The sequence below is a fragment of the Desulfotomaculum copahuensis genome, from assembly GCF_001655685.1.
Taxonomy (GTDB): domain Bacteria; phylum Bacillota; class Desulfotomaculia; order Desulfotomaculales; family Desulfovirgulaceae; genus Desulfotomaculum_G; species Desulfotomaculum_G copahuensis.
Map to the genome: position 1 here is coordinate 16009 of NZ_LYVF01000047.1, position 24910 is coordinate 40918.

The following is a 24910-nucleotide window of genomic DNA, read 5'->3' on the forward strand; positions in this document are numbered from 1 at the left end:
TGCGCCGTATACAACCCGGTGCGGGCGCCTGAATTTTTAAAGGTGCTTGCCGGCCGTTGTTCGCAGCGTTTTGAGAGACCGGAAAATTACCCTGTCCGCCACGGGGTGATCGGGTTTTGTCACCGGCCTGAGAAGGGTGAAGAAATTTCTCCACCCTTTTTGCTTTATTTATCACCCTTAAATTCATCACCGGGGACGTAATATAAAACAGCAATCCGATCACAAAAGGGGTGGCGTGCAGGAAAAGGGATGGTGCAGCCGGTGGAGGAAGTGGAAAAAAACCTCGCCCGGGCAAAAAACGGGGATCGACAGGCGCGGGAAGAACTACTGGCCGCCTGCCGCCCCTTTGTTGCCCGGGTGGCTGCGGGCATATGCCACCGGCACGTGGAGTGGGGACATGATGACGAATTGAGCGTGGGTTTGATTGCTCTGGATGAAGCCATCGACCGGTACGAAAAAAGCCGTGAAGTGCCCTTTCTGGCGTTTGCCCGGTTGATCATCCGCAGCCGGATTACCGATTACCTGCGGCGGGAATCCCGCCTGGCGGCACATCAGACCGCTTCCCTGGAAGTAGTACAGGAAGAGACGGGAGTCAGCCGGGCGGAAGCCGATCTGGCCTGGCAGGAATATCTGGCCCGGGAAACGGCCCGGGAACGGATGGAGGAAATTCAAGATTACGCCAGGCTGCTGGCGGACTTTGATATTAAATTTGCCGGTCTGGCCGCCTGTGCGCCCAAGCATCGTGACGCCAGGGCCGTGCTGTTGCATGTGGCCCGGACACTGGCCGGTGACGGGGAGCTTTTCAACCGTTTGATGGCCGGTAAAAAGCTGCCCATTCAAGAGCTGTCCGCTTTGACCGGTGTACACCGCAAAACACTGGAACGGGGACGGCGGTATATCATCGCCATGGCACTGCTCTGGCGGCACTGCCGGGAATTTGTTTACCTTTGTCACTATCTCAAACCCGGAGCTTTCAAGGGGGGGGATTAACATGCCGGCGGTTACCGGAATGATCGTCGAAATCAAGCAACATACCTGTATTGTCCTCACCCCGGACGGTGATTTCCGGGAGCTTTCCCTGCCGGCCGGTGATGATTTGCAGCCGGGCCGGGTGATCACCGGCAACCCGCCGGTGCGCCGGTTTCTCTGGCAACCGTTGCTGATTGCCGCCTCGGTGCTGCTTTTGCTCGGCGGCGGCATGCTGTACCGGGGGTGGATGACCCGTGCAGTGGCTTATATTTCCCTTGATATCAACCCGAGTGTGGAAATGGCTCTGGACCGGCGGGAATTTGTACGCCAGGCCCGGGGTTTGAATAACGGCGGGGCGGTTTTGCTGAATGAGGCGCCGGTTGTGGGTGTCCCTCTGAAAGGCGCGATAAACAGCCTGCTCCAGGTGGCCGTCCGGGAGCATTATTTGCAACCGGAAGCACATAATGTGATTTTGGCCACCGTTACCACTTTGAACAACCAGCCGTCCCCTGATGTACAGGTATTGCAGCAGTACATTAATCAGCCTTTGCAAAAATGCCGGCTTAATGCCGAGATAGTGGTGGATCAGGCGATGCCCGGAGTGCTCCGGCAGGCGCAGCAGGCGGGTTTGTCGGCCGGCCGTTATTTGTTGCTGCAGCGTTTGCAGTCAAAAGGAGTTGACATAAGCAGCGGTGAAATCAACCGCGAGGGCATGGCCCGGTTGGAACAGGAAAAACATATCAATATCGGGGAGCTTATGGCCCGAAAACAGGGTGGGCGGGGAAGAGCCGCTGCTCCCGGCGAAGTGCGGATAACCCCGTCGCCGGAACCGGCGCCGCCGGCAAGAGTAAAGAAGCCGGCAGTACCCATGCAGTCCGGATATCTCCGGGGAGACGTGGATTCCCCCCGGAAGGTTGAACCCCTACGGGTGATGAAACATCCGGAGGGGTGGCTGAACCCGCCCGGGCAACATGAATTGCGGGTCAAAGACCGGGGGGACGACCGTTCCGGTGGAAACAGGGGGGAGAAATTGTTTTGGCGGCGGAACCGCAATACGGGAAAATGAGGCAGGAGTTCAACTCCCGGGTGTCGAATAATAGAGGCATTGTGTCTACGTATTTAGACAACAGCGGGAGTGAAGGCCTTGGGCAAAACTGCACTGATCGGGCAGATTGACGATAGCAGTCAATTGCTGGAAATGATCCTGGAGCTGTCCAGTGACGGTATTGTAGCCATAGATCGCAACTACCGGATTATTATGGCCAATCACAACTTTGCCGGTTTCTGGAATAAAAAGCCGGAGGATATAATCGGCAAAACTGTTTTTGAAGCCTATGGAGACAGCAAGCCTCTTTTCCCCCGGGCCATGGAAACCGGGGAAGCCGAATTCGGCTACCTGGCCAATTTAAACGGCCAGGAGATCATTGCCAACCGGGTGCCGATTATTAAAAACGGTGAAATTGTCGGTGCCCTGGGAACGGTGGTTTTCCGGGATGTGGAAGATCTTTACGCCCTGATGAAAAAAATACGCAACCTAAAAAACCAGCTTGATTATTACCGGGATGAACTGGAGCGGGTGCACCGCACCAGATTTTCTTTTGACCAGATTATCGGCCGCAATGTGCAGTTCGAAGCGGTCAAGGAAACGGCCCGCCGGGTGGCCATGAGCACTTCCACCGTCTTGATCCAGGGCGAGAGCGGCACGGGCAAGGAGCTTTTCGCCCACGCCCTGCATACGGAAAGCATGCGCGGCAAGGGTCCTTTTGTGCGGGTGAACTGTGCCGCCGTACCGGAAAACCTGTTGGAATCAGAACTGTTCGGCTACCAGGAAGGGGCCTTTACCGGCGCCCGCAAGGGCGGCCAGTTGGGCAAGTTTGAACTGGCGCATACAGGCACCATTTTTCTGGATGAAGTGGGGGACATGCCCTTGTCCATGCAGGCCAAATTGTTGCGCGTGCTGCAGGAGAAGGAGATTGAGCGCCTCGGTGACAACCGGCCGCGCCGGATAGATGTGCGGGTGGTGGCCGCCACCAACCGCAACCTGGAAGAGTTGATCAACCGTCACGAATTCCGGGAGGATCTCTACTACCGGATTAATGTGGTTACTTTGAATATCCCCCCCTTGCGTGAACGGTTGGATGATCTGGAACTGCTGCTCGAGTTCTTTGTCCGCCGCTTCAACCGGCAATTCGGCCTGCGGGTGACCGGGGTTTCCCCCGCCGTACTGGAGATCATGCGCTGTCATCAATGGCCGGGCAATGTCCGGGAACTGGAAAATGTAGTCGAACGGGCTTTTAATGTGCTGGACGGAACAGAAATTCAAAAAAGGCACCTGCCCCTCTACCTGCAGAAACTGGGCCTGGCCGGGAACCGGGAAAACAACCGGGCCGGCCTGCCCGTGCTGGTGGAAGAGGCGGAAAAAGAAGCCATTCTGGAAGCACTGGCTTCGTCCGGCGGGAATAAGCGCCAGGCCGCCCGGTTGCTGGGCATTTCCCGTGCCGGCCTGTACAAGAAGATCAAACGCTATCAGATTTCCTGACCGGTTCACCGGAGCCGTTCCGGCCGGGTAACGGGAGGGTGGGCCGTATGCTGTTGGACGAAAACCTGGTCCGGGAACTGGCGCGGCTGGAAGAATCGCTGACGGCAGGCGGGCGCCTGCCCGGCCGGAAGGCCTTGCGCCGGCGTCTGGCGGAGCGGGCGGGCCGTTTGGAGCCGCTGTCACCCATGTCCCCGCCGGAAATCACCGCCTGGTTTGCCGGCGGTTCCCTGGCCGCCGTGGACGGTTCGGTCAATTCACTGGGCGGCGCTTTTCCTTACGTGGTGGAATTTTTCCAGGCGCTCTGCCTGACCAGCCACGGCGAACGGGCCGTGACAGCGGAGGTATTTTCCCCGGCGGTTTCCGGTTCATTGGCCCGGGTGCGGGAACTGGCCGCCGCAGAGGGGCTGCCGGGGGAAATGGCCCTGCGCCTGTTGTGCAACCGCCGGCTGAGCGCCCTGGAACTGCAGGCGGCCCAAAAGGTGGTGCGGGAATACCGGCCCCGCCTGATGCTTTTTGACGGCGGATTCATGCGCTACCTGCGCCATGCGCCGGCGGAGTGGGAGAGCTACTGTGCGCTGGCAGTGGAGCGCGATGTGCTTTCAGTGGGGGTGATTGAGGAGGTGGAGTCCTTCCACCTGGCGCAGGCGGCCGGCCTGGAAGCGGACGATTCGTCTCCGGACGGGGTGCATTCCCGGTCCGGTGTGACCGCTCCCCGGTCGCGGACGGAAATTATGCCGGATGGCAACGGCCGTCCATCCGGGGCCGTTGCCATCCGGCGAAGAACCACCGCCGGTACGGCTGCCGGCCGCCCCGGTATTTACGACCGGGAGTTGCTCTTCGGGCTGCTGGAGCCGGGTGAATGCCTGTTTACCCATCCACAAGTGGAGGTTAAAAACGCCGGTTTGTATACGGTCTTTGCGCGGCTTTCCCGGCACCCGCAGGCCGTGGCGGTGGATTTTTTGTGCGCTCAGGCCGGCGTAGCCAAAGAGGTGATGCGTTATCTTTATACCATCACTCCGGCCGGCAGCCGGGGCATCCCGCTCTTCCTGGATCTGGTGGACGCCGAAGTGCGCCTCAGCCACCGGGATGTGCGGCTGTTGGCCGGTGCCGGCCTGGACCCGGCGGTGCGGGAATGTTTTTTTACCGCCCAGCGGCAGAGACGGGATTATTAAGAAGGGTGACATGTTTGTGCTTGATACACCGGCACCGGGTGCGCGGGCGCTTTTTTAACCCTAACGGGCATGATTTTTTGAACACAACCCACAAATGAAAAAGGTAATGGTCGCACCTCGCCGCTCCAATGCTCCGGTTCGACGAAACATCGGCGCAGCTTCAGGGCGAACCTGGCAGCGCTGCATATCGCGTGCGATTTTTGTTGACTATCAATGACACCCGTATTCTTAGCGCCAGCCCGGGAATTCAGTGCTACCTTCCGACACGCGATTCGCGCTGCCGGTTTCGCTTGCCTCAGCTGCGCCGTGTTTCGTTTCCGGACCTGCGCCATTCGCTCCTCTGGCATGACCATCACCTTGGGAAAATGTCTTTTTCACATTACATTATATGGAATCGGGGGATCCAGCCTTGCAGGTTGTGGGCACCACCACCCAGCAGGAAGTTTGGGTGGCCTCACGGGAGCGCAAGTTTATCATCAATGAAATACTGTTTATTGAGGACCCGGGGCGGCAGTTTCCGCGGGGCGAGGTGGTGGAGACCAACTCCTTCAACCGCTTCATTCCCCTGACCACCGAGCACAACGCCCTGGTGGACGGGCGCGTATTGGCCGGCCTGCAGGCGGTGGGTTTCGACATCCACGGCGAGGAGGTCAACCTGGCCCGGGTGCGGCTGATCGGTGAAATCGCCACTCCGGTGGCTGTGGGCGCACCCGTGCGCCTGCCCGTCTTTGACGAGGTGGCCGGCATACTGGTGCGCCAGTCGCCGGAAAGGGGGCTTACCCTGGGTACCATCCGGGGCACCGGCAACCTGCTGCCCGGACTGCCCGCAAATCTTAAGGATGTGCTTTGCCTGTACGACGGGGAGCGGGGTATCCTGCCCCAGGACGGGGTGCCGTTTGTTTTCGATTACCGGACCATGAACGAATACCCGCACATCGGCATTTTCGGCGGTTCCGGATCCGGGAAATCCTTCGGCCTGCGGGTTCTGCTGGAGGAGTTTATGGCCAGGGAAGTGCCCGGCATAGTGCTGGACCCGCATTATGAAATGGATTTCAGCACCCCCTTTCCCGCCCTGCCGGCATGTTTTCAGCGGGATTACCGCGACCGCTTCCGCATCTTTACCGTGGGCGTGGATGTGGGGGTGGAGTTCACGGATCTTTCCATCCGGGAACTGGTGGCCCTGTTGGGGGAAGGGGAACCGATATCCGAGGGCATGGCCAACGCGGTGAACACCCTGCATGAACGCGGTGATTCGCTGCAGTCCTTCTCCACCCGGCTTTACGGGTTGATCGAGGCCATGGAAAACGAGCGGCCGCTGCGCCGGGACGAGGCGTCAGATCCGCACCTGGCCGGGCGTGACCGGATGCTGCAGGATTTGCTCAAGCGCTACGGAAGCAAGGCCGGCCACGTCTCTTCCCTCAAGGGTGTGGCCTGGCGGCTGAACGCCCTGGAGCGGGAAGGGGTTTTCACCGCCAATACCCGGCCGGTGGAAGAGGCGCTGACGGCCCGGCGCCTGGCCGTGGTGCGCGGTCCGGTACGCCTGCTGCAGGTATACGGCGCCTACCTTTTCGACCGTCTTTATCAAAAGCGCCGCCGCTACCGGGACGCCATGCAAAAGGGGCAGCAGGCCGCTTATTTTCCGCCCTTTATCCTGGCCACCGACGAGGCGCACAATTTTTGTCCCCGGGGGGAACGGGATCCGGCCAGCCGGCGCATAACCCGGCTGATTGCCCAGGAGGGCCGCAAGTACGGCGTCAACCTGGTGCTGGCCAGCCAGCGCATCGCCCTGCTGGACGATACCGTCACCGCCCAGTTGAATACCAAGCTTATCTTCCGCACAGTGCGGGCGATGGATATCGCCACGGTGAAAGAGGAAACCGACCTGGGAACGGAGGAAACGGACCGCCTGCCTTATTTGACTTCCGGCCACTGCTTTATTTCCTCCGCTGTCACCGGCCGGGCGGTGGCCGTGCGCATCCGCTGCGCCGGCACGGCCAGTCCGCATACGGAAAACCCCTTTGATGAACTGGAACGCCATTCCCGTGCCGCCGGGGACAAATTCTGGCAGGTGGTCAGGGAACACCTGCCCTTCGGTGCTTTTGAACTGCATATTCACGGCCCGGCCATTGCCCGGGAGTTGGGTGAACCGTTGTCCAATCAGCAGTTGCTCGACCGGTTGCGCATCCTGGTCCGGGAGGGCAAACTGGCAGTGGAGAAAGGACCGCTGGGGGAAAGGTTCACCGGCCGGGAGTGAACAAGGGGGTGTTCTTTTGCGCTTTTTGTTTGTCACCGATACTCATTTCCGGGGTACCACGCCCCAGCACCGCCGGGACAACCTGCCGGAAACCGAAAAGGAAAAGTGGCGGGAGGTAACCGGCCTGGCGCGTGAGCTGGGCGTTACAGCGGTGCTGCACGGCGGCGACCTGTGGGATGCGCCCAATCCCTCCCTGGCCGTGGGAGCGGAGTTTGCCGCTCTTTTACAGGCGCTGCCGGCGCCGCTGTACATCATTCCCGGCAATCATGACATCTTCGGCCAGAACCCGGCCACCCTGCCCCGCACCATGCTCGGACTGCTGGCCCGGCTGGGCCTGGTGCGCCTGCTCGAGCCCGGGCAACCGGTGTGGCTGAAGGAAAGAGACCTGACTGTGCGCCTGACCGGGCAGGGCTTCCATTACGACCTGGACCGGCGGGACCCGGCACTGGATTATGTTGTGGAGAAAGATGATTGCGACGTGGCCGTACATATGGTACATGGCATGTTGCTGCAGCGCCCCGTCTTTCCCGGTGCTCCGTGCACGCTGATTGAACAGGTGGCGCCGCTCACACGGGCCGATTACACTCTTTGCGGCCACGCCCACCTGGGTTTCCCGGAAACGCAGCTGAACGGCCGCTGGTTTTTAAATCCCGGCGCGCTGATCCGGTTGTCGGCGCTGCCTCAGGAAATGGAACGCACGCCGCAGGTTATTTTGCTTGATTTTGAAGGCGGCCGCCTCCGGCACCGGGCCATTCCCCTGCAGTGCGCCCGGCCGGGGGACGAGGTGCTGGACCGCACGCAGTTGGAGCGGGCCGTCTTCCGGGAAGAGAAACTGGCCCTGTTCGTGCAGGGCATCCGTGCCGGCGGCGAATATCAGGGAACCGGGCTGGAGGAAATCATCGACAGCATCGCCCGGCAGAAAGGCCTGGCGGCGGAAGTGCGGGCGGAAGCCCTGCGCCGTATGGGACAGGTACAGGACATGCTGGCGGGGGGTGGCGGTGCATGCGAATAACCGGGCTGTTACTGGAAAACTTTCAGTCCCATGCCCGCAGCGAGTTGCATTTAAGCCCCGGCCTGACGGTGATTGCGGGCGAATCGGACCGGGGCAAGAGCGCCATTATCCGGGCGCTGCGCTGGCTGTTTTTCAACGAACCGCGGGGTACGGAATTCGTCCGCGCCGGCGAAAGCGAATGCCGGGTGACGGCGGTGTTTGACGACGGTACCCGGTTGATCCGGGAGCGGTCGGTGACCAGAAACCGCAACCGCTATATCATCAGCCGGCCGGGGGAAGAAGAGCGGATTTTTGAGGGGTTCGGCCATGAGATTCCGGCCGAGGTAATTGCTTTGCATGGTGTCCGGCCGGTGGAGTTGGACGCGGATCTGAAGCTGGTGCTGAACCTGGCCGGACAACTGGACCCGCCTTTTTTGCTCGCCGACCCGGGCGGCGTGAAGGCGCGGGCCATCGGCCGTTTACACGGGGTGCATTTGGTGGATGCCGCCTTGCGGGATACGGTGCAGGACATTGCCCGGCAGCAAAAGGAAGCGCAGCGGCTGGAGGAAGAAATCGCCGGTTTGGGCGAACAGCTCAAGGAATATGACGACCTGCCTGTGCTGGCGGAACGGCTGCACCGGGCCAACCGGTTGATGAGCGAAGCAACCGCCGCCGGGGACAGGCAGGCTGCCCTTTCCAGCCTGGCACAGAAACTGACCCGGGTAACGGCCGGCATTAAGCAGGCGGCGGGGGAACTGGACCGGCTGGCCGGTGTGCCGGACAGGCTGGTCCGCTGGTCGCAGCTGGCTTCCCTGGCCCTGCGCTTGAACAGGCTGGCTGAAGCCGCTGCCCGCCGGCGCGACACCCGCCGGCAGCAGGAGGACGTCCTGGCCCGGTGGCGGGCCACCGCCGGCGCGGAGGGGGGAGGCGCATTACTGGCCGCACTGGTGCAACTGGCCCGTCGCCATGGCCGGTTGCGCCAGTTGCAGGAACGTCTGACGGCTGTGCGGACGGAAAAGGTGCGGCATGAGCACGTTTACCGGCATACCGGCCGGACGGCGGAAGGCCGCCGGCAACTGGCGGCACTGGCGCTGCAGGCGTGCCGGCGGCGCGACTTGATGGTATTGTCGGTCCGGTGGCGGCGGTTGCAGGAAGAAAAATCGGTTTACATAAATATGGTGGAGCAGACCGGCCGGTTAATGGAAGGGACGGCCGGGTTGGACCAGCTCACCCGGTTGGCCTCATTGAGTGCAAAGGAAAAGGAACTGGGCGTCCGCCTGGCGGCGGTGCGGTTGGAAAAGGCGCGGCAGCTGGCGGTGGTGGAAAAAACAGCCGGGGTGGAACCGGGGCGGGCGCGGGCTTTTGTGGCCGCCCGGCTGGCCGGGAAATTGGCGGAACTGAAAGCATATGCCGGCCGCCTGTCCCCCCTGCGGGTCGAGCAGTACCGTCAGGAAATGGCTTATACCGCCACCGGGATGCTGGACCGGGTAAATGCCGCCTTGAGCCGCCTTGCGGATTGCCGGCGGCGGGCTGCGGCGCTGGCCGGCCTGGCCGGGCGGCTGGCCCCCCTTGCCCGCGAGCAGGCACTGCTGTCCGGGGAGTTGGCGCGGACCGGCGCCGTGCCGGCGGGGCGGCGCAAACTGAATGAGCTGGCCGCCCTGCCGGCACGGTTGGAGTTGCTGCGCGGCCTGGCCCGGCGCCTGGCGGACGCCCGGGAGCGGCAGGAACGGGGCCTGGTGTTTCTGGCTGGGCGGGAAGAGGAAGTGGCGGTCAAAACCAGCCGCTATATCCACTGCCTGAAGGAAATGGGGCGCTGTCCCACCTGCCTGGCACCGGTGGATGCGGCCACCATTGAGCGAATTGCATCCGGTTTTCGCAAATCCCGCGTAAAGGAGAGTATGTGATGGCACGGGTTAATTCCGGGGGATCTGAGGACTATGAAGCAAAAATAAACGAATTGAAAGCGGGCCTGGACAAGGCTAACGATTTGCGCATCCAGGCCAAGACCCGCCTGGAGGAACTGGCCAAACAGGAGCAGGAAATAATTTCCCAACTGGCCGAACTGGGGGTCAAGCCGGAGGAACTGGACCGCGAGATTGCTTCCCTGGACGAGCAGATCAAAAACCTGGTGGCGGAAATAGAATCCCTGATTCCCTGGGATCTGATCGGTACCGCGCCGGAAAAACGGGAGAAATAGCCCGGGGAAACCGGCATCCGGCCGGAAACTCACAGTGACGGTACTGGCAAGGGGAAATATTCTCCTGGCCCTGTCTTTGGGCCGGGCAAAAAGTTGATCAGCGCAGTCCGGCGGGCGGGGATGGCCCGGTAGCGGGGACCGGCGATCAATGCCCGTTTTCTATGCCGGGTTAATGAAATCAAATGTGTAACCGGCCGGGCGGTCAAAAGCGGGCCGGCTGTTGGGGGTGTGGGTTGGATGGAACATTTGAGCACCGGTTTACAGGAGTTTGCGCGCTATTATCACAGCCGCCTGGGCCAGGCGCAGATTCTGCGCCAAAGGCGTGCGCAGGCGGTCCAAAAACAACGTGCATTGATCAGCGCCTCCGATCTGCTGGAAAAAGTACGCCTGCTCCTGCAGGAGGCCTCGGACTATGCCCGGGAGCAGGCGCGCCAGCAGGTGGAGTACATGGTCACTCAAGCGCTGCAACTGGTCTTCGGGCCGGAGTTGGAATTCAAGGTGGAACTGTTGCAGCGCCGCGGCCATCCGGAGGCGGAATTTTACGTGGTCAGCCGGTACGGCGGGGTGGAGGTGAAGACAAGGCCGCAGGACGCCCGGGGCGGCGGGGTGGTAGACGTGATTTCCCTCGCCCTGCGGGTGGCCCTGCTGGAAACGGCCCGCCCGGCCCTGGCCGGGCCACTGCTCCTGGATGAGCCCGGCAAGCACGTTTCCGATGAATTTGCTCCCAATGTGGCCGTTTTTTTGAAAACACTGTCCGAATCATTCCACCGCCAGGTGATCATGGTCACCCATAACCAGCACCTGGCCGAATCGGCCGACCTGGCCTATACGGTGGAATTGCGCGAGGGGTGCAGCGTTTTGCGCCGGGTGTAGGCAATGGAGCAGGCCCGCCGGTTTGGGGTCCGCAAAAGTTTTCCCCGTCCGGGCGGGTTATGTTATAATATGCTTAATGCATTTAATTGTAAGGGGGACGCGGCATTCCAGGACCGCCGCGGCAAATGGGATGACTGATCAAGAAACCAAACAAAAATTGCTCTATGACTTGCAGGAAAATCCGCCGGCCGCCCGCACGCTGGTTTACGCCCTGCAATGGCTTGTTTTCACTCTGGCCAACCTGGCCGTGGTGCCTCTGGTATTGGGCCGGGCACTGCAGCTTGATGCGGCGGGTATCGCCTCACTGGCCCAGCGCACTTTGTTTTTCACCGGTCTGGCCTCCCTTTTGCAAATTCTTTTCGGACACCGCCTGCCGATTATGGAAAGCCCTTCCGGCATGTGGTGGGGCGTCTTTATCACTCTGGCCGCGCTGGCCCCCGGTTTGGGCCAGTCAATGGCCCTTTTGCGCACCGATCTGGAGATGGGCCTGATCCTGGCCGGCGTGGTGCTGGTGCTGATCGGCTCCAGCCGTTTAATCGGGAGTGCGCTCAAACTTTTTACACCGCCGGTCACCGGCTCGGTGCTCATTTTGTTAAGCCTGCAATTAAGCGGTACGCTGGTCAAGGGAATGCTCGGGGCGGGTCCCGGTTCGCCGGACGTAGACTTGCGGGCCATGTTCCTCTCCGCTGTCGTGGTGGCGGTGGTCTTTTGGGCCAGCCTGAAAGGCCGCCCCTTTGTGCGCAGTGTGGCGGTGCTGGTGGGCATTGCCGCAGGCTGGCTGCTGGCCCTGCCTTTGCAGATGGCCCCCCCGGCGCCCTGGGCCGGTATGGGGCTGATCCAGTGGCCAAGTCTGTTTGCCTGGGGCCGGCCCACCTTTGACGCCGGCATAGTGGTAACCTGCGTGCTCACCGGCCTGCTGGTGTTGAGCAACCTGGTGGCCAGTGTGCTGGCCATGGAAAGGACGATCGGCCGGGAGGCCTCCCGCCGGGTCTATGACCGGGGCGTTGCCTTCAACGGTTTGGCCGATATCCTGGCCGGGGCCGGGGCCACCGTGGGGGTTGTTCCCGTTTCCGCCGGGGCGGCCATGGTCGGTATGACCCGGGTGGCTTCCCGGCTGCCCTTTATGGTGTTTACCGTGCTGATGATGATACTCGGCCTGCTGCCTCCGGTCGGCGCCTTCCTGTCGTCCATTCCCGTCCCGGTGGGTTATTCGGTGCTGCTGGTTTCTTTCTGCCAGATGGTGGGCTTCGGTTTGCGGGATTACCTGCGGCTCAAGCTGGACAACCGGGATTTCTACGTGGTTGGATTTACCCTGCTTTTCGGCACCGGCGCCATGTTTATGCCGCCGGCCGCCCTGGCCGGCCTGCCGGCGCTCTTCCGTTATATTCTGGGCAACGGTTTTATTGCCGGGATGTTAATCTGCATATTACTCGAGCACGTTTTCCTGCCCGCCAGGCGTTTTGCTGCCCGTCCGGCGGAAAGCAGCGCTGAAAAGAAGGCTGCTTCCGGAAATTAAAGCCTGCCGTCAAAAAGTATTTTTTACGGGCAGGATAATCTGTTGACAGGTCGAATAATAAGAGATAGAATCTTCTTTAAAGGAAAACGGGCCGCTTTTTTAACCATGGACGTCAGGAAGGCGTCCCGGGCGGCCGGTTGACCCGGACATTAGAAAATAAGTGAAACCAAACGACCACGAAGGTCTGGCCTGCAGGACGCGGGTGGACTGGCGTGGTCTTTTTTCTACACTTTCCGGGAGTGCGGAAATGATCGACCACACGGCTTTTCAGTTAATCCGCAGTGCAACCCGCGGCCGGGTACGGCGGCAAAAGTGCGGGTGTCCGGTGGAGCGGAGTTGATATCTGTTGAAACAAAGGAGGCATTCATAATGCATATACCCGACGGTTACCTCAGCCCCCAGACCTGTGCCGTGATGGGGGCGGCCATGCTGCCCGTCTGGGCCACGGCGGTCAAGAAAGTCAAGCAGACCCTGAAAACCCGCTATGTGCCCTTGATGGCCATCGGCGCGGCCTTTTCCTTCGTTATCATGATGTATAACGTGCCCATTCCCGACGGAACAACCGCGCACGCCGTAGGCGGGGCGCTGCTGGCCGTGATTCTGGGGCCCTGGGCGGCCAGCATCAGCATCACCGTGGCTCTGGCCATCCAGGCGCTGCTTTTCGGCGACGGCGGCATCCTGGCCTTCGGGGCCAATGCTTTCAATATGGTTTTTGTGCTGCCCTTTTCGGCATACTATATTTACCGGCTGATTGCCGGCCGCTCGGAAGTATCTTCAGCCCGGCGCTGGATTGGCGGTCTGGCGGGCGGTTACATCGGCATCGTGCTGGCCGCTGTCTGTGCGGGCACGGAGTTCGGCCTGCAGCCCTTGCTTTTCCACGCCGCGAACGGATCAGCGTTATACTGCCCCTACCCTTTGAGCATGGCCTTGCCGGCCATGGCACTGGCCCACCTGGCCGTCGCCGGACCGATTGAAGGGGTAATCACCGCCCTGGTCATCCGTTATCTGCAGGTCAACAACCCCGCCCTGCTTTCTATTGAAAGCGTGCAGGCGCCGGTGGAATCCCGCGGCTACAAAAAGCTGTGGTGGGGGTTGGCTATTTTGGTCCTTTTTACGCCGCTGGGCCTGCTGGCCCTGGGGACGGCCTGGGGTGAGTGGGGAGTCGGCGAGTTGAAGGATAAACTGGGCTACATTCCGGCCGGCATGCAGCAAATGGCCGACCGCTGGCACGCTTTGATGCCGGACTATGGTTTGCCCGGATTTGATCATAGTTTTCTGCAGTCGGCCACAGGATACATTCTGGCCGCTGTAGTGGGTGTGGCCGTCATCGCCGGGATCACTTACCTTTTCAGCCGGGCGCAAAAGAATGCCGGCCGGGATGTTTTCCCGCCGGACAAAAAAGCAAAAGGGACGGAAATCAAGTAATGGATAAGGTGGAAATACCGGCATGGCTCCTGGAAAATCAGGAGCCATTTTCCCCTCCGGAGCGTCCGCGGCAAAATGGGGAGGAGCGTAACCGTGGCAAAAACAATGGGGAAGGCAGTCCGGTGGCAGTTGATCCGGTTGCCGGTCAAGTTTCCGGGGCTTGCCGCCATGCCGCCGGCCGGCTGTCAACTGCCGGCCGGACCACCGGGCCGGCCGTTGACAGCCGTGAGCCGGCCGGCGAGGCCGGCGGTTGCAACTGTTTGCGCGGCAAACTGAGCCGCGCCGGCTTTGTGGAGAAAACGATCGATGAAATGGCCCGGGTGATGCGGGAAGAGTTTTTCGCCGGGCAAATCGCCGCCCGGCCGGGGCTGCTGCAGGGCATTGATCCCCGGGTCAAGGTGCTCACCACCCTGTTTTTAATTATCGTGGCCGGGTTAATGCATCATCCGGCCGCCCTGATCGTCTTCAATCTCTGGATTATATGGCTGGCCCTGGTTTCCCGCGTGCCGCTGCGTTCCTTTTTGAAACGGGTGTGGCTGGTGGTACCTCTATTTACCGGCATCATTGTGCTGCCCTCCATCTTCAATCTTGTTCGCCCCGGCGATCCCCTGCTCACCCTGTTTCACTTCGGCCGGCAGTTTCATCTGGGACCCTGGGTGATGCCGGAAACATTCGCTATTACCCGTCAGGGCGCCCTGGGGGCGCTGGTGCTTGTCATCCGGGTGGGGGCGTCCGTCTCCCTGGCGGTGTTACTTACGTTGACCACCCGCTGGCCGGTATTGTTAAAGACATTAAACATAATTTTTGTGCCGCAGATTTTTATCACCGTGCTGGAAATGACCTACCGCTATATATACCTTTTTTTACAGACTGCCAGCGACATGTTTGTGGCCCGGAAAAGCCGCACTGTGGGCCGTACTTCCAGCAAAGAACAGCGGCGCTTCGTTTCCGGGGCGATGGGCGCCCTGTGGAACAAGGCCTACGCTGTAAGCGAGGAAGTGCACGCGGCGATGGTTTCCCGCGGTTATACCGGCCGTCCCCGGGCCCTGGCCGTCTTTCAGATGCGTATGCTGGACTGGCTGTGGGCCGGGTTTATGATCGCGGCCGGCGTATTTTTCCTGGGAGGTGACCGCATTCTTGGCTGGTGAAATATTATTTCAACTGAAAAACGTCAGTTATCAATACCCGGGCGGGGAGGAAGCGCTGACCGGCATCGACCTGTCCATTTACCGGGGGGAAAAGGTGGTTCTGCTGGGGGCCAACGGCTGCGGCAAGTCCACCCTGCTCAAGGTGCTGGACGGGCTGCAGTTTCCCGGCCGGGGAAGTATTTACGCCTTCGGGGAAATATTAAACGAAGCAAACCTGGCGCGGGAGGAATTTTCCTTCGCCTTCCGCCGGCGGGTGAGCTTTGTGTTTCAAAACTCCGAGGCGCAGTTGTTCAATCCCAGTGTATGGGAAGAAATCGCTTTCGGGCCGGTGCAGATGGGTCTGGAGCCCGGAGAGGTGCGCCGGCGGGTGGAAGGGGTGATTGCCATGCTGGGCCTGGAGCATGTTCAGGACCGGCCGCCCTTTAAACTGAGCGGCGGGGAAAAGAAAAAGGTGGCCATCGCTTCGGTGCTTTCGATCAACCCGGAAATGCTGCTACTGGACGAGCCCACCAACGGACTGGATCCACGCACCAGGCGCTGGCTGATCAACCTGCTCCGGCAGCTCAACGCGGCCGGCAAGACACTGGTCACCGCCACCCATGACCTGGACATGGTGGATGAAATCGCCGACCGGGTGCTGGTTTTCAGCGAGGACCACCGGTTGGTGGCCACCGGCACACCGGAGGAAGTTTTGAGCGACCGGGAACTGCTGCTGCGGGTGAACCTGGTGGACGAACAGTTTCACCGTCATGTGCACGAGGGCGGCCACCGGCATTACCACGCCCACGGTTAGTGCCGGCCGGGACTGGGCAAGGGGATGGTGCCGGGGCGTCCGTACAGTTTCATTTTTCTGAACAGGCAATTATCCTGATTGGAGGTATTTTTTGATGCATACAGACATTGTACGTGGCCATGAGGTGTGGCTGGAGCCCACCCACCTGCATTTTCACACCGGCGGGGAAATTGAGGTGAAGGCCCTCTGGGGGCATATGATGCGCCGGGACGGCATGGGCCGGGCCGAACACTGGCGCTGTTACGCCCTGGCGCCGGACGGCGTCCGGCACGAATTGGAACCGCTGCCCGGGGAAGGCCTGTATCACATGCTTTACCTGCCGGCCGGTGCGGAAGGTCTGTACACCGTGGTGGTGGAAAACGACGCCGGCGTGTTCTGTACATTGCCCGGCGGGACGGTAAAGGAAGGTTCGCGCCGGGAGCACCCGCAGGCGCTGAAATGCGCCCGCTATTACCAGTGGGCGCGGGTAACCGTGCCGGTGGGACACGATGTGCACGGCCACGGTGTGAACCTGGCCGGCGCACACCACCATGACCCGGGGCGCCGCGATGATGCCGGGGAACACGGCCACCGGCACGGCGTCGCGCATGCCGGGCGCCATGAACATGTGTCCTGCTGTCACGGGCACGGGGATGAGCATGCGCATGCGCACGATTCCGGGCATGAACACGGGCACGGCGTTGCTTTGGCGGGCGGCCTGGACATTGTCCCGGCGGCAGTGCGGCCGTTTCATCCGGGAGACAGCCTTGATTTGCAGGTGCTCTACCGGGGGCGGCCGCTGGCCGGCGCAACCGTCAGGGCGACCTATCATCTCTTTGAGGGCGCGGATTATCCCCGGGCCGGCCTGACCGGACCGGATGGAAAAGTAGCTTTTACCTTTGAGCAAAAAGGTCATTGGATGTTCATTGTCAATCATACCGATGCTTCCGGGGCGGTGGCCGGTGAGTATGACGGCCTGGAGTTGACCGCCACACTGGTCGTTCCGGGTGTGCGGTAACATTGCCGTTATTGGATTTGGTGACCGGTTGTAATATTCAGTCTGTGATGGTATAATTTTTGCGTGCCGGTAAACCAGTAAGATTATGGCGGCCCCGCTGTTTCCCGTCGGAAACAGCGGGGCTAAAGCTGTGTTTTTGAACAGGGGGGATGCCCATTGTTACCCGTACACCGCATTGTTGTGCCCACGCCTTATCCGGTGGGTCCGGTCAATGCCTATCTGATTACCGCCCGGCCTTATACCCTGGTGGATCCCGGCCCGGATACGGAGCAGGCGCGGGAAGTGCTGCGGGAAGGAGTGGTCCGGCAGGGACTGCAACTGGAGCAAATTGAACGGGTGATGCTCACCCATTACCATTCGGACCACAGCGGTCTGGCCCAGTGGGTGCATGAACTGTCCGGTGCGCCTGTCTACCTGCACCCTTATGAGTTGCCCAAGTTGAGCGGGAATTACGATTTCGTTTCCGACCGGCTGCCGTTTGTACTGGAGGCCGGAGTGCCGGAGGAAGTAATCCGCCTGGTCACCGCCGACCGGGACAGGCTACCCAAGCCGTTTGTCTGCGGGGAAAATGTGGTCACGCTGCTGGATGGCGAAGAACTGCCCTTTGAGGGGGGCAGTTGGCAGGTACTGCACCTGCCCGGTCATGCCCCGGGACACCTCTGTTTTTACGACCGGCAGGGCGGAGTGCTGCTTTCCGGCGACTTCCTGCTGCCGCACATCACCCCCAACCCGATGCTCGAGCCGGATCCGGAAAACCCGCTGCGGCGCAACCCCAGCCTCACCCAGTACCTGGCCGGTCTGGAAAGAATCAAGGCCATGGACATTGAACGGGTATGGCCCGGGCACGGGGAGTCCATGGCAGATTATCGTCCGGTGGTGGCGGCGTCACAACAGCATCACCGGGAGCGCTGCGATGAACTGACCGGCCTGCTGCGGCAAAACGGGGAGATGACCGCTTTTCAGTTGAGCCGCCGGCTTTATCCGGACCTGAAAGGTTTCAATAACTTCCTCGGTCTTTCAGAGGTGCAGGCGCACCTTGACGTGCTGGAAAGCCGGGGCCGGGTGCGGGGGCAAAAGAAGGCGGGTGTGGTTTATTACCGGACGGCCGGGGACGCTTGAGACACGCTGTTGCCCGGCGGAAGCGGCGGGCCGGCTGGGGAGCATACTTTTAAAACGGGATTCCGGTTTTAGCCAGGGGGGATCCGGCAGTGGTGCAGGACTGGTGAAAGTAGATTTTGACTATAATATGGTTAAGAAATATGGCCGCATTGTTCCCGCCGGCATCGTCACCCCATTTATTTTGCAGCTTTGCCGGTGGGATCAACAGGCGTGCCCCGGTATGCCGGCCGCCGGCGACCGGCTTTTATTTCCGGCGCGGCTTTTTGATTTGGAGGGAAAATAATTGCGTTTCTTGATCGCCCTGTGGGCCGGCAAGTTGGTGATGTGGCTGGTGCGGGTGCTGGGACGGGGCAAGGGTTCGTCCCTGCCCGGAATGGTGGCGCTGAAATTAGACCCGCAAATACTGCGCCGCCTGGCCCGGCAACCCCGCCGGGGCGTGCTCATGACCACCGGCACCAACGGCAAGACCACCACCAACAATATGATTGCCCGGGTGGTGTCGGCCGCCGGTTATTCCACGGTGGTGAACACCGAGGGTGCCAATCTGATCACCGGGGTGACCGCGGCTTTCCTCAAACGGGCCACCGTTACCGGGCGGGTGGACTGCGACTATGCCCTGCTGGAAGTGGATGAAGCTTCCTTTCCCCGGGTTACCCGCCAGGTAAGGCCGGGTATAGTGGTGATCACCAACTTTTTCCGTGATCAGCTGGACCGGTATGGTGAGCTGGATAAAACCATCACCCTGATCAAAGACGCCCTGCAGGACATGCCGGGGGACGGGAGTTATCCCGGACAACTGGATCAATCGTCCCTTGCCGGAAACGGCCTCTTTGCGGATGGGCCGCTTTCCGGGCAGCCCGGCCCCGCCGTGACAGATGCGTCCGGCAATGCAACCCGCACCGGCAAAGACGGGCCGGGCGCCGCCCTCCCGGCGGCCGGCGCCGGGACTGACGAGCCGTCCGGCGCGGTGCACCGGGACGGACGGGAATCTACCGTTCCGGTGGAAGGCATACCTTGTCCGGCGGCTACCCGGCTGGTGCTCAATGCCGACGACCCGTTGGTGGCCCAGTTTGCCCAAACAACTGGCCTGACGGCCGTTTATTACGGTTTGGGGGCGCACGCCGGTGTTTCCCGGCAGGCCGCCGCCGCCCGGGAAGCCAAGTTTTGCCCCCGCTGCGGCAGCGAACTGGTTTATGCCTATTATCACTACAGTCAACTGGGCAATTATCATTGCCCCGGCTGCGGTTTTACGCGGCCGGAGGCGGCTGTGGAGGGACTGGAGGCACATGCGGCGGGCACGGCCGGCGCCTGCCGCATCCGTTTTCCGGGGGGCGGCCGGTCGCTGGTCATCCCCGTGCACGGCCTGTACAATCTCTACAACGGTTTGGCCGCCTTCACCGCCGGACTGCTGCTGGGCATTGATCCTGACACCATTATTGCCGCCCTTGGAGCCTACACCCCGGCCACCGGGCGGATGGAGCGTTTCAATTACCGGGGTAAAAAAACCGTGCTGTTGAACCTGGTCAAGAACCCCACCGGCTTCAACGAGGGTCTGGCCGCCCTGCTGGCCATGGACGGGCCGGTGGATGTGCTCATTGCCATCAACGATAATGATGCCGACGGCCGGGACATTTCCTGGCTGTGGGATGTGGATTTCGAGGTGCTGGAGGAAGGCCACCGCCCGGTTGCCCAGTTCGTTTGCACCGGATTACGGGGCGCGGAGATGGGCGTGCGCCTCAAATACGCCGGGGTGCCGGTGGACAAGATCCGGGTTTGCGACAGCCTGACGGACGCCGTGCGCCTGGTGCTGGACGGTCCGGGGCGGGCGGCCTGCCTGCTGGCCACCTATACCGCCCTCTGGCCGGTGGAACGGATTTTGAGCGGCTACGCGGAAAGGGAGCAGAAACATGTTGCAAATCTGCCATCTGTATCCTGACCTGCTCAACCTTTATGGAGACCGGGGCAATGTGATTGCCTTCACCCGGCGCTGCCGCTGGCGCGGTTTGGAGGTAACGGTGCGCCCGGTCAATTTGGGCGAAAAAGTGGATTTCAAGGAAATGGACTTTCTTTTCCTGGGCGGCGGTTCCGACCGGGAACAGAACCTGATGGCGGAAGATTTGATGGAGCGGGCCGGTTCCCTGCAGGCGGCCGTTGAAGACGGGTTGGTGGTGCTGGCCATCTGCGGCGGCTATCAGTTGCTGGGCCGTTACTACCGCACGCTGGAGGGCCGGACCATTCCCGGGCTGGGCCTGCTTGACTTTTACACCGAAGCGGGCCGGAAAAGGTTGATCGGCAACGTGGCGGTGGAAGTTGAACTGGCCGGTGAAAAAGTGCGCATCGTAGGCTTTGAAAACCATTCCGGCCAGACCGTACTGGGAAGCACCGCCCCCCTGGGCCGGGTGCTGGCCGGTAACGGCAACAACGGCCGGGACGGCGGCGAGGGAGCCCGGTATAAAAACACTTTCTGCTCCTACCTGCACGGTCCGTTATTACCGAAAAACCCGCGTCTGACCGATCACCTGATCCGCCTCGCCATGCAGCGCCGGGGACTGCCCGGCGGGCTGGCACCCCTGGACGATGCTTTGGAACAGGCCGCCGGGGATGTGATGCTTCACCGGCTGTTACGGTAATCCAAAGGCAGTGTTTCATCCGGCTGGACGGGGTTATCCGGAAGAGTGCAATCACCGTGCTCCGGGCGGCCGGAATGCAAGGGGGGGTTTTGATGCAGGACTGTCTTGCTGCAAGAGCGGTCCGGCTGTTTTTGCGCCGTCCGGCGGTGGTGGCGTTAACCGGCGGCGGAGGCAAGACCACCTTGCTTTACACACTGGGGCGTTACCTGCACCGGCAGGGGTGGCGGGTGCTTCTAAGCACCACCACCAGGGTCTATCCACCGGCGCCGGAGGAGGCCGCTTTATGGCTTGGTTCGCCTCCGCCCGTTTCCCCGCCGGGCCGTGTTCCTTATTTGTGGGGGGCGGGAATTGACCCGGCGGGAAAGGTGGCCGGCGTTGATCCGGCTCTTTTCCCGCTCCTGTCCGGCAATTATGATTACCTGCTGGTGGAGGCCGACGGCAGCCGGGGGTTGCCTCTTAAATTTTGGCGTCCGGGTGAGCCGGTGTTACCCCGCGGGGTAACGGACGTAATCTGCCTGGCTTCCACCCGTGCCCTGGGCAGGCCGGTGGCGGAAGTGCTGCACGCAAAAGACGCGGCGGCAGAACTGATCAATTTGCCCCGGCGGGTGGATTCGGCCCTCTGGTCCGCCCTGCGCCTGTACCAGCGGCAATATCTGCAGCGGCTGATCCCCGGAAATGCCCGTTTGCTGATGGTGAACCGCGGGCCGCACCGGCTGTTGGAAAAAATGTCCCGCTACTGCCCGGGCTGGTGGTGGACTGAAAATGACTGGGTTTCTTCGCCGCCTGCTTCACCCGTGGCCGCGGTGGTGCTGGCGGCCGGCGCCGCCAGCCGTTTCGGCGGGGGAAAATTGCTGGCCCCTTGCGGGGGGCGGACGGTATTGGGCCGGGTGCTGGCATTGATCAATTCCACGCCGCTTTACCCGCGTTTGGTGATTGCCGGGGCTGACAAAGGAGTGGCGGAAATAGCTGAAAAGCACGGTTTTCAGACGGTGGAACACCCCGGTTGGGCGGCGGGGATGGGATCATCGCTGGCCCGGGGCATTGCCGCCCTGAGTAAAAAGAACGGCGGGGGGGAAGACATGCGCGGGGCGCTGATCTTCCTGGGCGATATGCCCCTGCTGCGCCGCCGCACGCTGCTTTCCCTGCTGGCAGCCGTACAGCGGGGAAATCACCGGGTGGCTTACCCCGTGCATAACGGAAGGCGCGGGCATCCGGTATATTTCAGCCGGGAATGCTTTCCGGCCCTGCTCTCCCTGCGGGGTGAAGCGGGAGGCCGGGAGGTGATTAACGGGTTTGAACGCCGCCTGACCGTGCCGGTGGACGACCGGGGTGTGCTTCAAGACATAGACACCGGTGCGGATCTGGCGTTGATAAAACAGTATTTGCGTGGATGTAAAGAGCGGCTTTGAGCATATTCACGTTATTTTTTGCCCGGCGTAAGGCGGAAATATCGTTGTTCATGGCATGGGCAGCCGTACGGACCTCTGAGCAAAAATATTTTTTGAAAAACTTCGCTCGCCCCCTTGCCGGGGTGGTTTTTTTCTGTTAATATTGTGTTAAATATATTGTATACAAAGAGCAGGGGGGTCAGGAAATGACAAACACGGCCTACCTGGTTACCTGGATTGAGGGTAACGAAGTTTTTTACCGGTTCGTCAACGAAGATGAGTTGAATGCGCTCTGGGAAACGGAAAAGCATTTCATCGTCGCCGACCTGGGTGCCGCCCTGCCGGCATAACATGCGCAAAGTAGAATTGTCCGGCGCCGCTTGATAAGGAATTTAAGGTACGGCGTTTTGGGCGGCGCCGCATCAGCGGCTGTGGGTTTTTATTTGCAGTTTGAATTTTCACCGGGGTGTCATTGGAGGCACCTTTTTTTTTCAGGTATTTTCCGGTGAAGCAGCTTTTGAAGGGAAAAATCCTTCCTGCTTGTACCGGCAAGAGTTTCGCATTATCAAGAGAAAACCGGATGGACTTCATTTTTACCGGAAACGGCCGTTGTATTTTGTACTCTTTGCCCCGCCCCGCTTTGCCCGTTTACAAGTATGGTGCTAAAATATATAAAATTAAAAATATCTTTAACCTGGGTGGATTATGACCAAGATGAGATTAAATCTTGCTAAAGAACATTTGCGCCGGCTTTATCCGGGTCATTTTACACTGGTGCTTGCCACTACTGTTTTATCGCTGGGTACTTTTGATCTGGGATTGTTCTTTATTTCCAATCTTTTTTGGTATCTGGCTGTTCTATTTTTCCTGGTGTTGGTCGTTCTTTATTTATTCCGGTTGCTGTTAAACCGGAAAGGGCTGCTTCTGGAAGCCACCGATCCGGTGCTCATGTTTAATTTTTTTTGTTTTGTCACGGCATGTAACATTTTAGGGATACGGGCGGCTTCGGGGTGTCTGTTCGGGCTTTCGCTTTTATTATTGGTCACAGGTGCCTTAAGCTGGATATTCTTCCTTTTCATTACCATTGCCGCGCTCATTATGTACAATCAGCAACCACTGCCGAAAGCAGTTAACGGCAGTTGGCTGATGCTTGTGGTGGGCACACAATCGCTGGTTATTCTGAGTACGCTTGTTTTAGCAAAAATTGGTTTTAAAAGAACCTTCTGTTTTTTATCAACTTCTTTATGGCTGGCTGGTATTTTCTTTTACTTGATTATTATTCTTTTTATCCTGATCAAATTTTTTTTCAGCCGGATCAATCCGGAAAACATGGCCCCTTCTTATTGGGTCGGCATGGGGGCGGCGTCAATTTCGGCAGTTGCCGGAATGACCATCCTGAATACCGGCGGTTCGATATCCCTTGTTATTTTTCTGCGCCCGTTCATAATGGGCATGGTATTGCTATTATGGGCCTGGGCAACCTGGTGGATTCCCCTTCTTCTGCTGATCGGCTTTTGGCGGCATGTTTGCAAGAGGTATTCATTTAAACCGGACCCCGCCTTTTGGAGCATAGTGTTCCCGGTTGGTATGTATGCGTTGGCCTGTTTGTCCATGGGTACCTATTTCCAAATGGAATGGTTGAGAAATATGGGACGGATTGCTGTTTGGACGGGGTTGCTGGCCTGGGTGGCTGTTTGGTTGAATATACTCTTTCATCCCGGGCGGGAGTAAATATGGAGGGGAATCCGTGTTATTGATGATCTGTTTCTAACCGGCTACAAATCTCCCGGCGGGGAATGCCCGCCGGAACGTTTTATTTTTCCGCCTCGCCAGCCTGGCATACTTTGGGCTCAAGCTGGGATATCTTTTCCGCCGGGCCGAAGACGATGAGCAGATCCCCGGGGCGGAACACCTCGGTACCTTTCGGGTTGACCAGCGTTTCCTCACCCCGCACAATGGCCAGCAACTGGGTGTCGTAATCCTCCTTCAGCCGCGAATGGCGCAGTTCCTCCCCATCCATGGGTGCGCCGGCGCAGACCAGCATTTCCTCCAGTTCCAGGCTCACCCCCGGTTTTTCAATCAAAGTCTGCACCAGGGCCACACTGGCCGGTTTCAAGGCGGCCAGGGCCATACGGTTTCCGGCGATGGCGGCCGGCGAGATCACACAGTCCGCTCCCGCTCTTTTCAAGCGTGGAATGCCCTCCGGCCGGTTGGCCCGGGCGATGATCCGCGCTGACGGGTTGAAGTCCCGGCAGGCTATGGTAATCAAGAGATTACCGGCGTCTTCGGGCAGGGTGGTGATTACCGCCCGCGCCCGGTTTGCTCCGGCTTCCAGCAGGACACGATCCTCCGTGGCGTCGCCGGCGATGTGCAACACCCCCTCCGCCTGCAGCATTTCCAAAAAAGCCGGGTCCCTTTCGATCACCACAAAGGGCGAACCGTCATATTTTAGCTGGGTCAGCACCTCCCGGCCCACCCGTCCGGCGCCGCAGAGTACAATGTGGTCTTGCAGGTTGTTTATGGCCTGTTTCATTTTTTTCCTCCCCCAGAGGTTACCGAGGCGCCCCTCCACCAAACCCACCACCAGAGTTCCCAGCACGTAGGTAAACAACCCCAGGCCGGCCACCATCAGCACCATATCGATAATTTTTCCCGGCACCGTGTGCGGCACCATGTCTCCGAAACCCACACCGGTAATGCTGGCTACGGTCATCCAAAGGGCGTTTAAAAAAGATTTTTCTTCAAGAAGAATAAAACCGGCCACCCCGACGGACACCAGCAAAGTCAGACTGAGCAGGGCAAAGAAAAAAGACCGCCTGGACAAGCAATTTCACTTCCCGCCCAAAATTATCAACCGCCGTCGGCATGAATGCAAAACCGTCCGTTTTAGCGGCGAGTT

21 protein-coding genes are annotated in these 24910 nt (G+C 60.1%); 20 read left to right on the plus strand and 1 reads right to left on the minus strand.

Going from position 1 to position 24910, the window contains the following annotated elements; genetic code table 11:
* Positions 1 to 249 precede the first annotated feature (249 nt).
* The 20 genes from A6M21_RS03380 (at position 250) to A6M21_RS03480 (ending at position 23742) form a co-directional block, all read left to right on the plus strand.
* A complete protein-coding gene (locus A6M21_RS03380; protein ID WP_066666487.1) occupies positions 250 to 990 on the plus strand; it encodes a sigma-70 family RNA polymerase sigma factor in 741 nt (246 codons plus the stop codon).
* Between the two features lies 1 nt (position 991).
* A complete protein-coding gene (locus tag A6M21_RS03385) occupies positions 992 to 2035 on the plus strand; it encodes an anti-sigma factor domain-containing protein (protein WP_066666488.1) in 1044 nt (347 codons plus the stop codon).
* A gap of 78 nt (positions 2036 to 2113) precedes the next feature.
* Positions 2114 to 3508, plus strand: a complete 1395-nt coding sequence (locus A6M21_RS03390) for a sigma-54 interaction domain-containing protein (RefSeq protein WP_242868747.1) — start codon at positions 2114 to 2116, stop codon at positions 3506 to 3508.
* Between the two features lie 47 nt (positions 3509 to 3555).
* The gene (locus A6M21_RS03395) at positions 3556 to 4680 is read left to right on the plus strand and encodes a DNA double-strand break repair nuclease NurA (RefSeq protein ID WP_066666489.1); all 1125 of its coding nucleotides are present in this window, start codon (positions 3556 to 3558) and stop codon (positions 4678 to 4680) included.
* Between the two features lie 418 nt (positions 4681 to 5098).
* The gene (locus tag A6M21_RS03400; RefSeq protein ID WP_242868759.1) at positions 5099 to 6934 is read left to right on the plus strand and encodes an ATP-binding protein; all 1836 of its coding nucleotides are present in this window, start codon (positions 5099 to 5101) and stop codon (positions 6932 to 6934) included.
* A gap of 16 nt (positions 6935 to 6950) precedes the next feature.
* Positions 6951 to 7946 (plus strand): metallophosphoesterase family protein, encoded by a 996-nt coding sequence (locus A6M21_RS03405; RefSeq protein WP_066666491.1) that lies wholly within the window; start codon positions 6951 to 6953, stop codon positions 7944 to 7946.
* On the plus strand, positions 7937 to 9829 hold the full coding sequence (locus A6M21_RS03410; protein ID WP_066666492.1) for an ATP-binding protein: 1893 nt from the start codon (positions 7937 to 7939) through the stop codon (positions 9827 to 9829). The genes A6M21_RS03405 and A6M21_RS03410 overlap by 10 nt, the downstream gene beginning before the upstream one ends.
* The gene (locus A6M21_RS03415; protein ID WP_066666493.1) at positions 9829 to 10122 is read left to right on the plus strand and encodes a hypothetical protein; all 294 of its coding nucleotides are present in this window, start codon (positions 9829 to 9831) and stop codon (positions 10120 to 10122) included. Before A6M21_RS03410 ends, A6M21_RS03415 begins: the two co-directional genes overlap by 1 nt.
* Positions 10123 to 10359: 237 nt before the next feature.
* Entirely contained in the window at positions 10360 to 10995 is a 636-nt protein-coding gene (locus tag A6M21_RS03420; RefSeq protein WP_066666494.1) for an ATPase, read from the plus strand.
* Positions 10996 to 11125: 130 nt separating this feature from the next.
* The gene (locus A6M21_RS03425; protein ID WP_078060360.1) at positions 11126 to 12511 is read left to right on the plus strand and encodes a purine/pyrimidine permease; all 1386 of its coding nucleotides are present in this window, start codon (positions 11126 to 11128) and stop codon (positions 12509 to 12511) included.
* A 369-nt stretch (positions 12512 to 12880) separates the two neighbouring features.
* Positions 12881 to 13936 carry a cobalt transporter CbiM gene (gene cbiM, locus A6M21_RS03430; protein WP_066666495.1) on the plus strand — a complete coding sequence of 352 codons (1056 nt, stop codon included), beginning with the start codon at positions 12881 to 12883 and terminating at the stop codon, positions 13934 to 13936.
* Between the two features lie 122 nt (positions 13937 to 14058).
* Positions 14059 to 15084 (plus strand): cobalt ECF transporter T component CbiQ, encoded by a 1026-nt coding sequence (gene cbiQ, locus A6M21_RS03435; protein ID WP_161485990.1) that lies wholly within the window; start codon positions 14059 to 14061, stop codon positions 15082 to 15084.
* Positions 15074 to 15877, plus strand: a complete 804-nt coding sequence (locus tag A6M21_RS03440; protein WP_066666497.1) for an energy-coupling factor ABC transporter ATP-binding protein — start codon at positions 15074 to 15076, stop codon at positions 15875 to 15877. Before cbiQ ends, A6M21_RS03440 begins: the two co-directional genes overlap by 11 nt.
* A 94-nt stretch (positions 15878 to 15971) precedes the next feature.
* On the plus strand, positions 15972 to 16874 hold the full coding sequence (locus A6M21_RS03445; protein WP_066666498.1) for a DUF4198 domain-containing protein: 903 nt from the start codon (positions 15972 to 15974) through the stop codon (positions 16872 to 16874).
* A gap of 156 nt (positions 16875 to 17030) precedes the next feature.
* Positions 17031 to 17993, plus strand: coding sequence for an MBL fold metallo-hydrolase (locus tag A6M21_RS03450; protein WP_066666499.1), 963 nt, complete (start codon positions 17031 to 17033; stop codon positions 17991 to 17993).
* A gap of 322 nt (positions 17994 to 18315) precedes the next feature.
* Positions 18316 to 19929 (plus strand): Mur ligase family protein, encoded by a 1614-nt coding sequence (locus A6M21_RS17750; RefSeq protein WP_242868760.1) that lies wholly within the window; start codon positions 18316 to 18318, stop codon positions 19927 to 19929.
* Complete coding sequence (locus A6M21_RS03465; protein ID WP_066666501.1) at positions 19901 to 20623, plus strand: type 1 glutamine amidotransferase; 723 nt, start codon at positions 19901 to 19903, stop codon at positions 20621 to 20623. The genes A6M21_RS17750 and A6M21_RS03465 overlap by 29 nt, the downstream gene beginning before the upstream one ends.
* A 92-nt stretch (positions 20624 to 20715) precedes the next feature.
* Positions 20716 to 22032 (plus strand): selenium cofactor biosynthesis protein YqeC, encoded by a 1317-nt coding sequence (gene yqeC, locus A6M21_RS17755; protein WP_161485991.1) that lies wholly within the window; start codon positions 20716 to 20718, stop codon positions 22030 to 22032.
* 185 nt (positions 22033 to 22217) lie between these two features.
* Positions 22218 to 22361 (plus strand): hypothetical protein, encoded by a 144-nt coding sequence (locus tag A6M21_RS18890; protein ID WP_201721825.1) that lies wholly within the window; start codon positions 22218 to 22220, stop codon positions 22359 to 22361.
* A gap of 364 nt (positions 22362 to 22725) precedes the next feature.
* Entirely contained in the window at positions 22726 to 23742 is a 1017-nt protein-coding gene (locus A6M21_RS03480; protein WP_161485992.1) for a tellurite resistance/C4-dicarboxylate transporter family protein, read from the plus strand.
* A gap of 82 nt (positions 23743 to 23824) precedes the next feature.
* On the opposite strand, the gene A6M21_RS03485 is transcribed toward A6M21_RS03480, so the two are convergent.
* Positions 23825 to 24835, minus strand: coding sequence for a potassium channel family protein (locus A6M21_RS03485; protein ID WP_066666504.1), 1011 nt, complete (start codon positions 24833 to 24835; stop codon positions 23825 to 23827).
* Between the last annotated feature and the right edge of the window lie 75 nt (positions 24836 to 24910).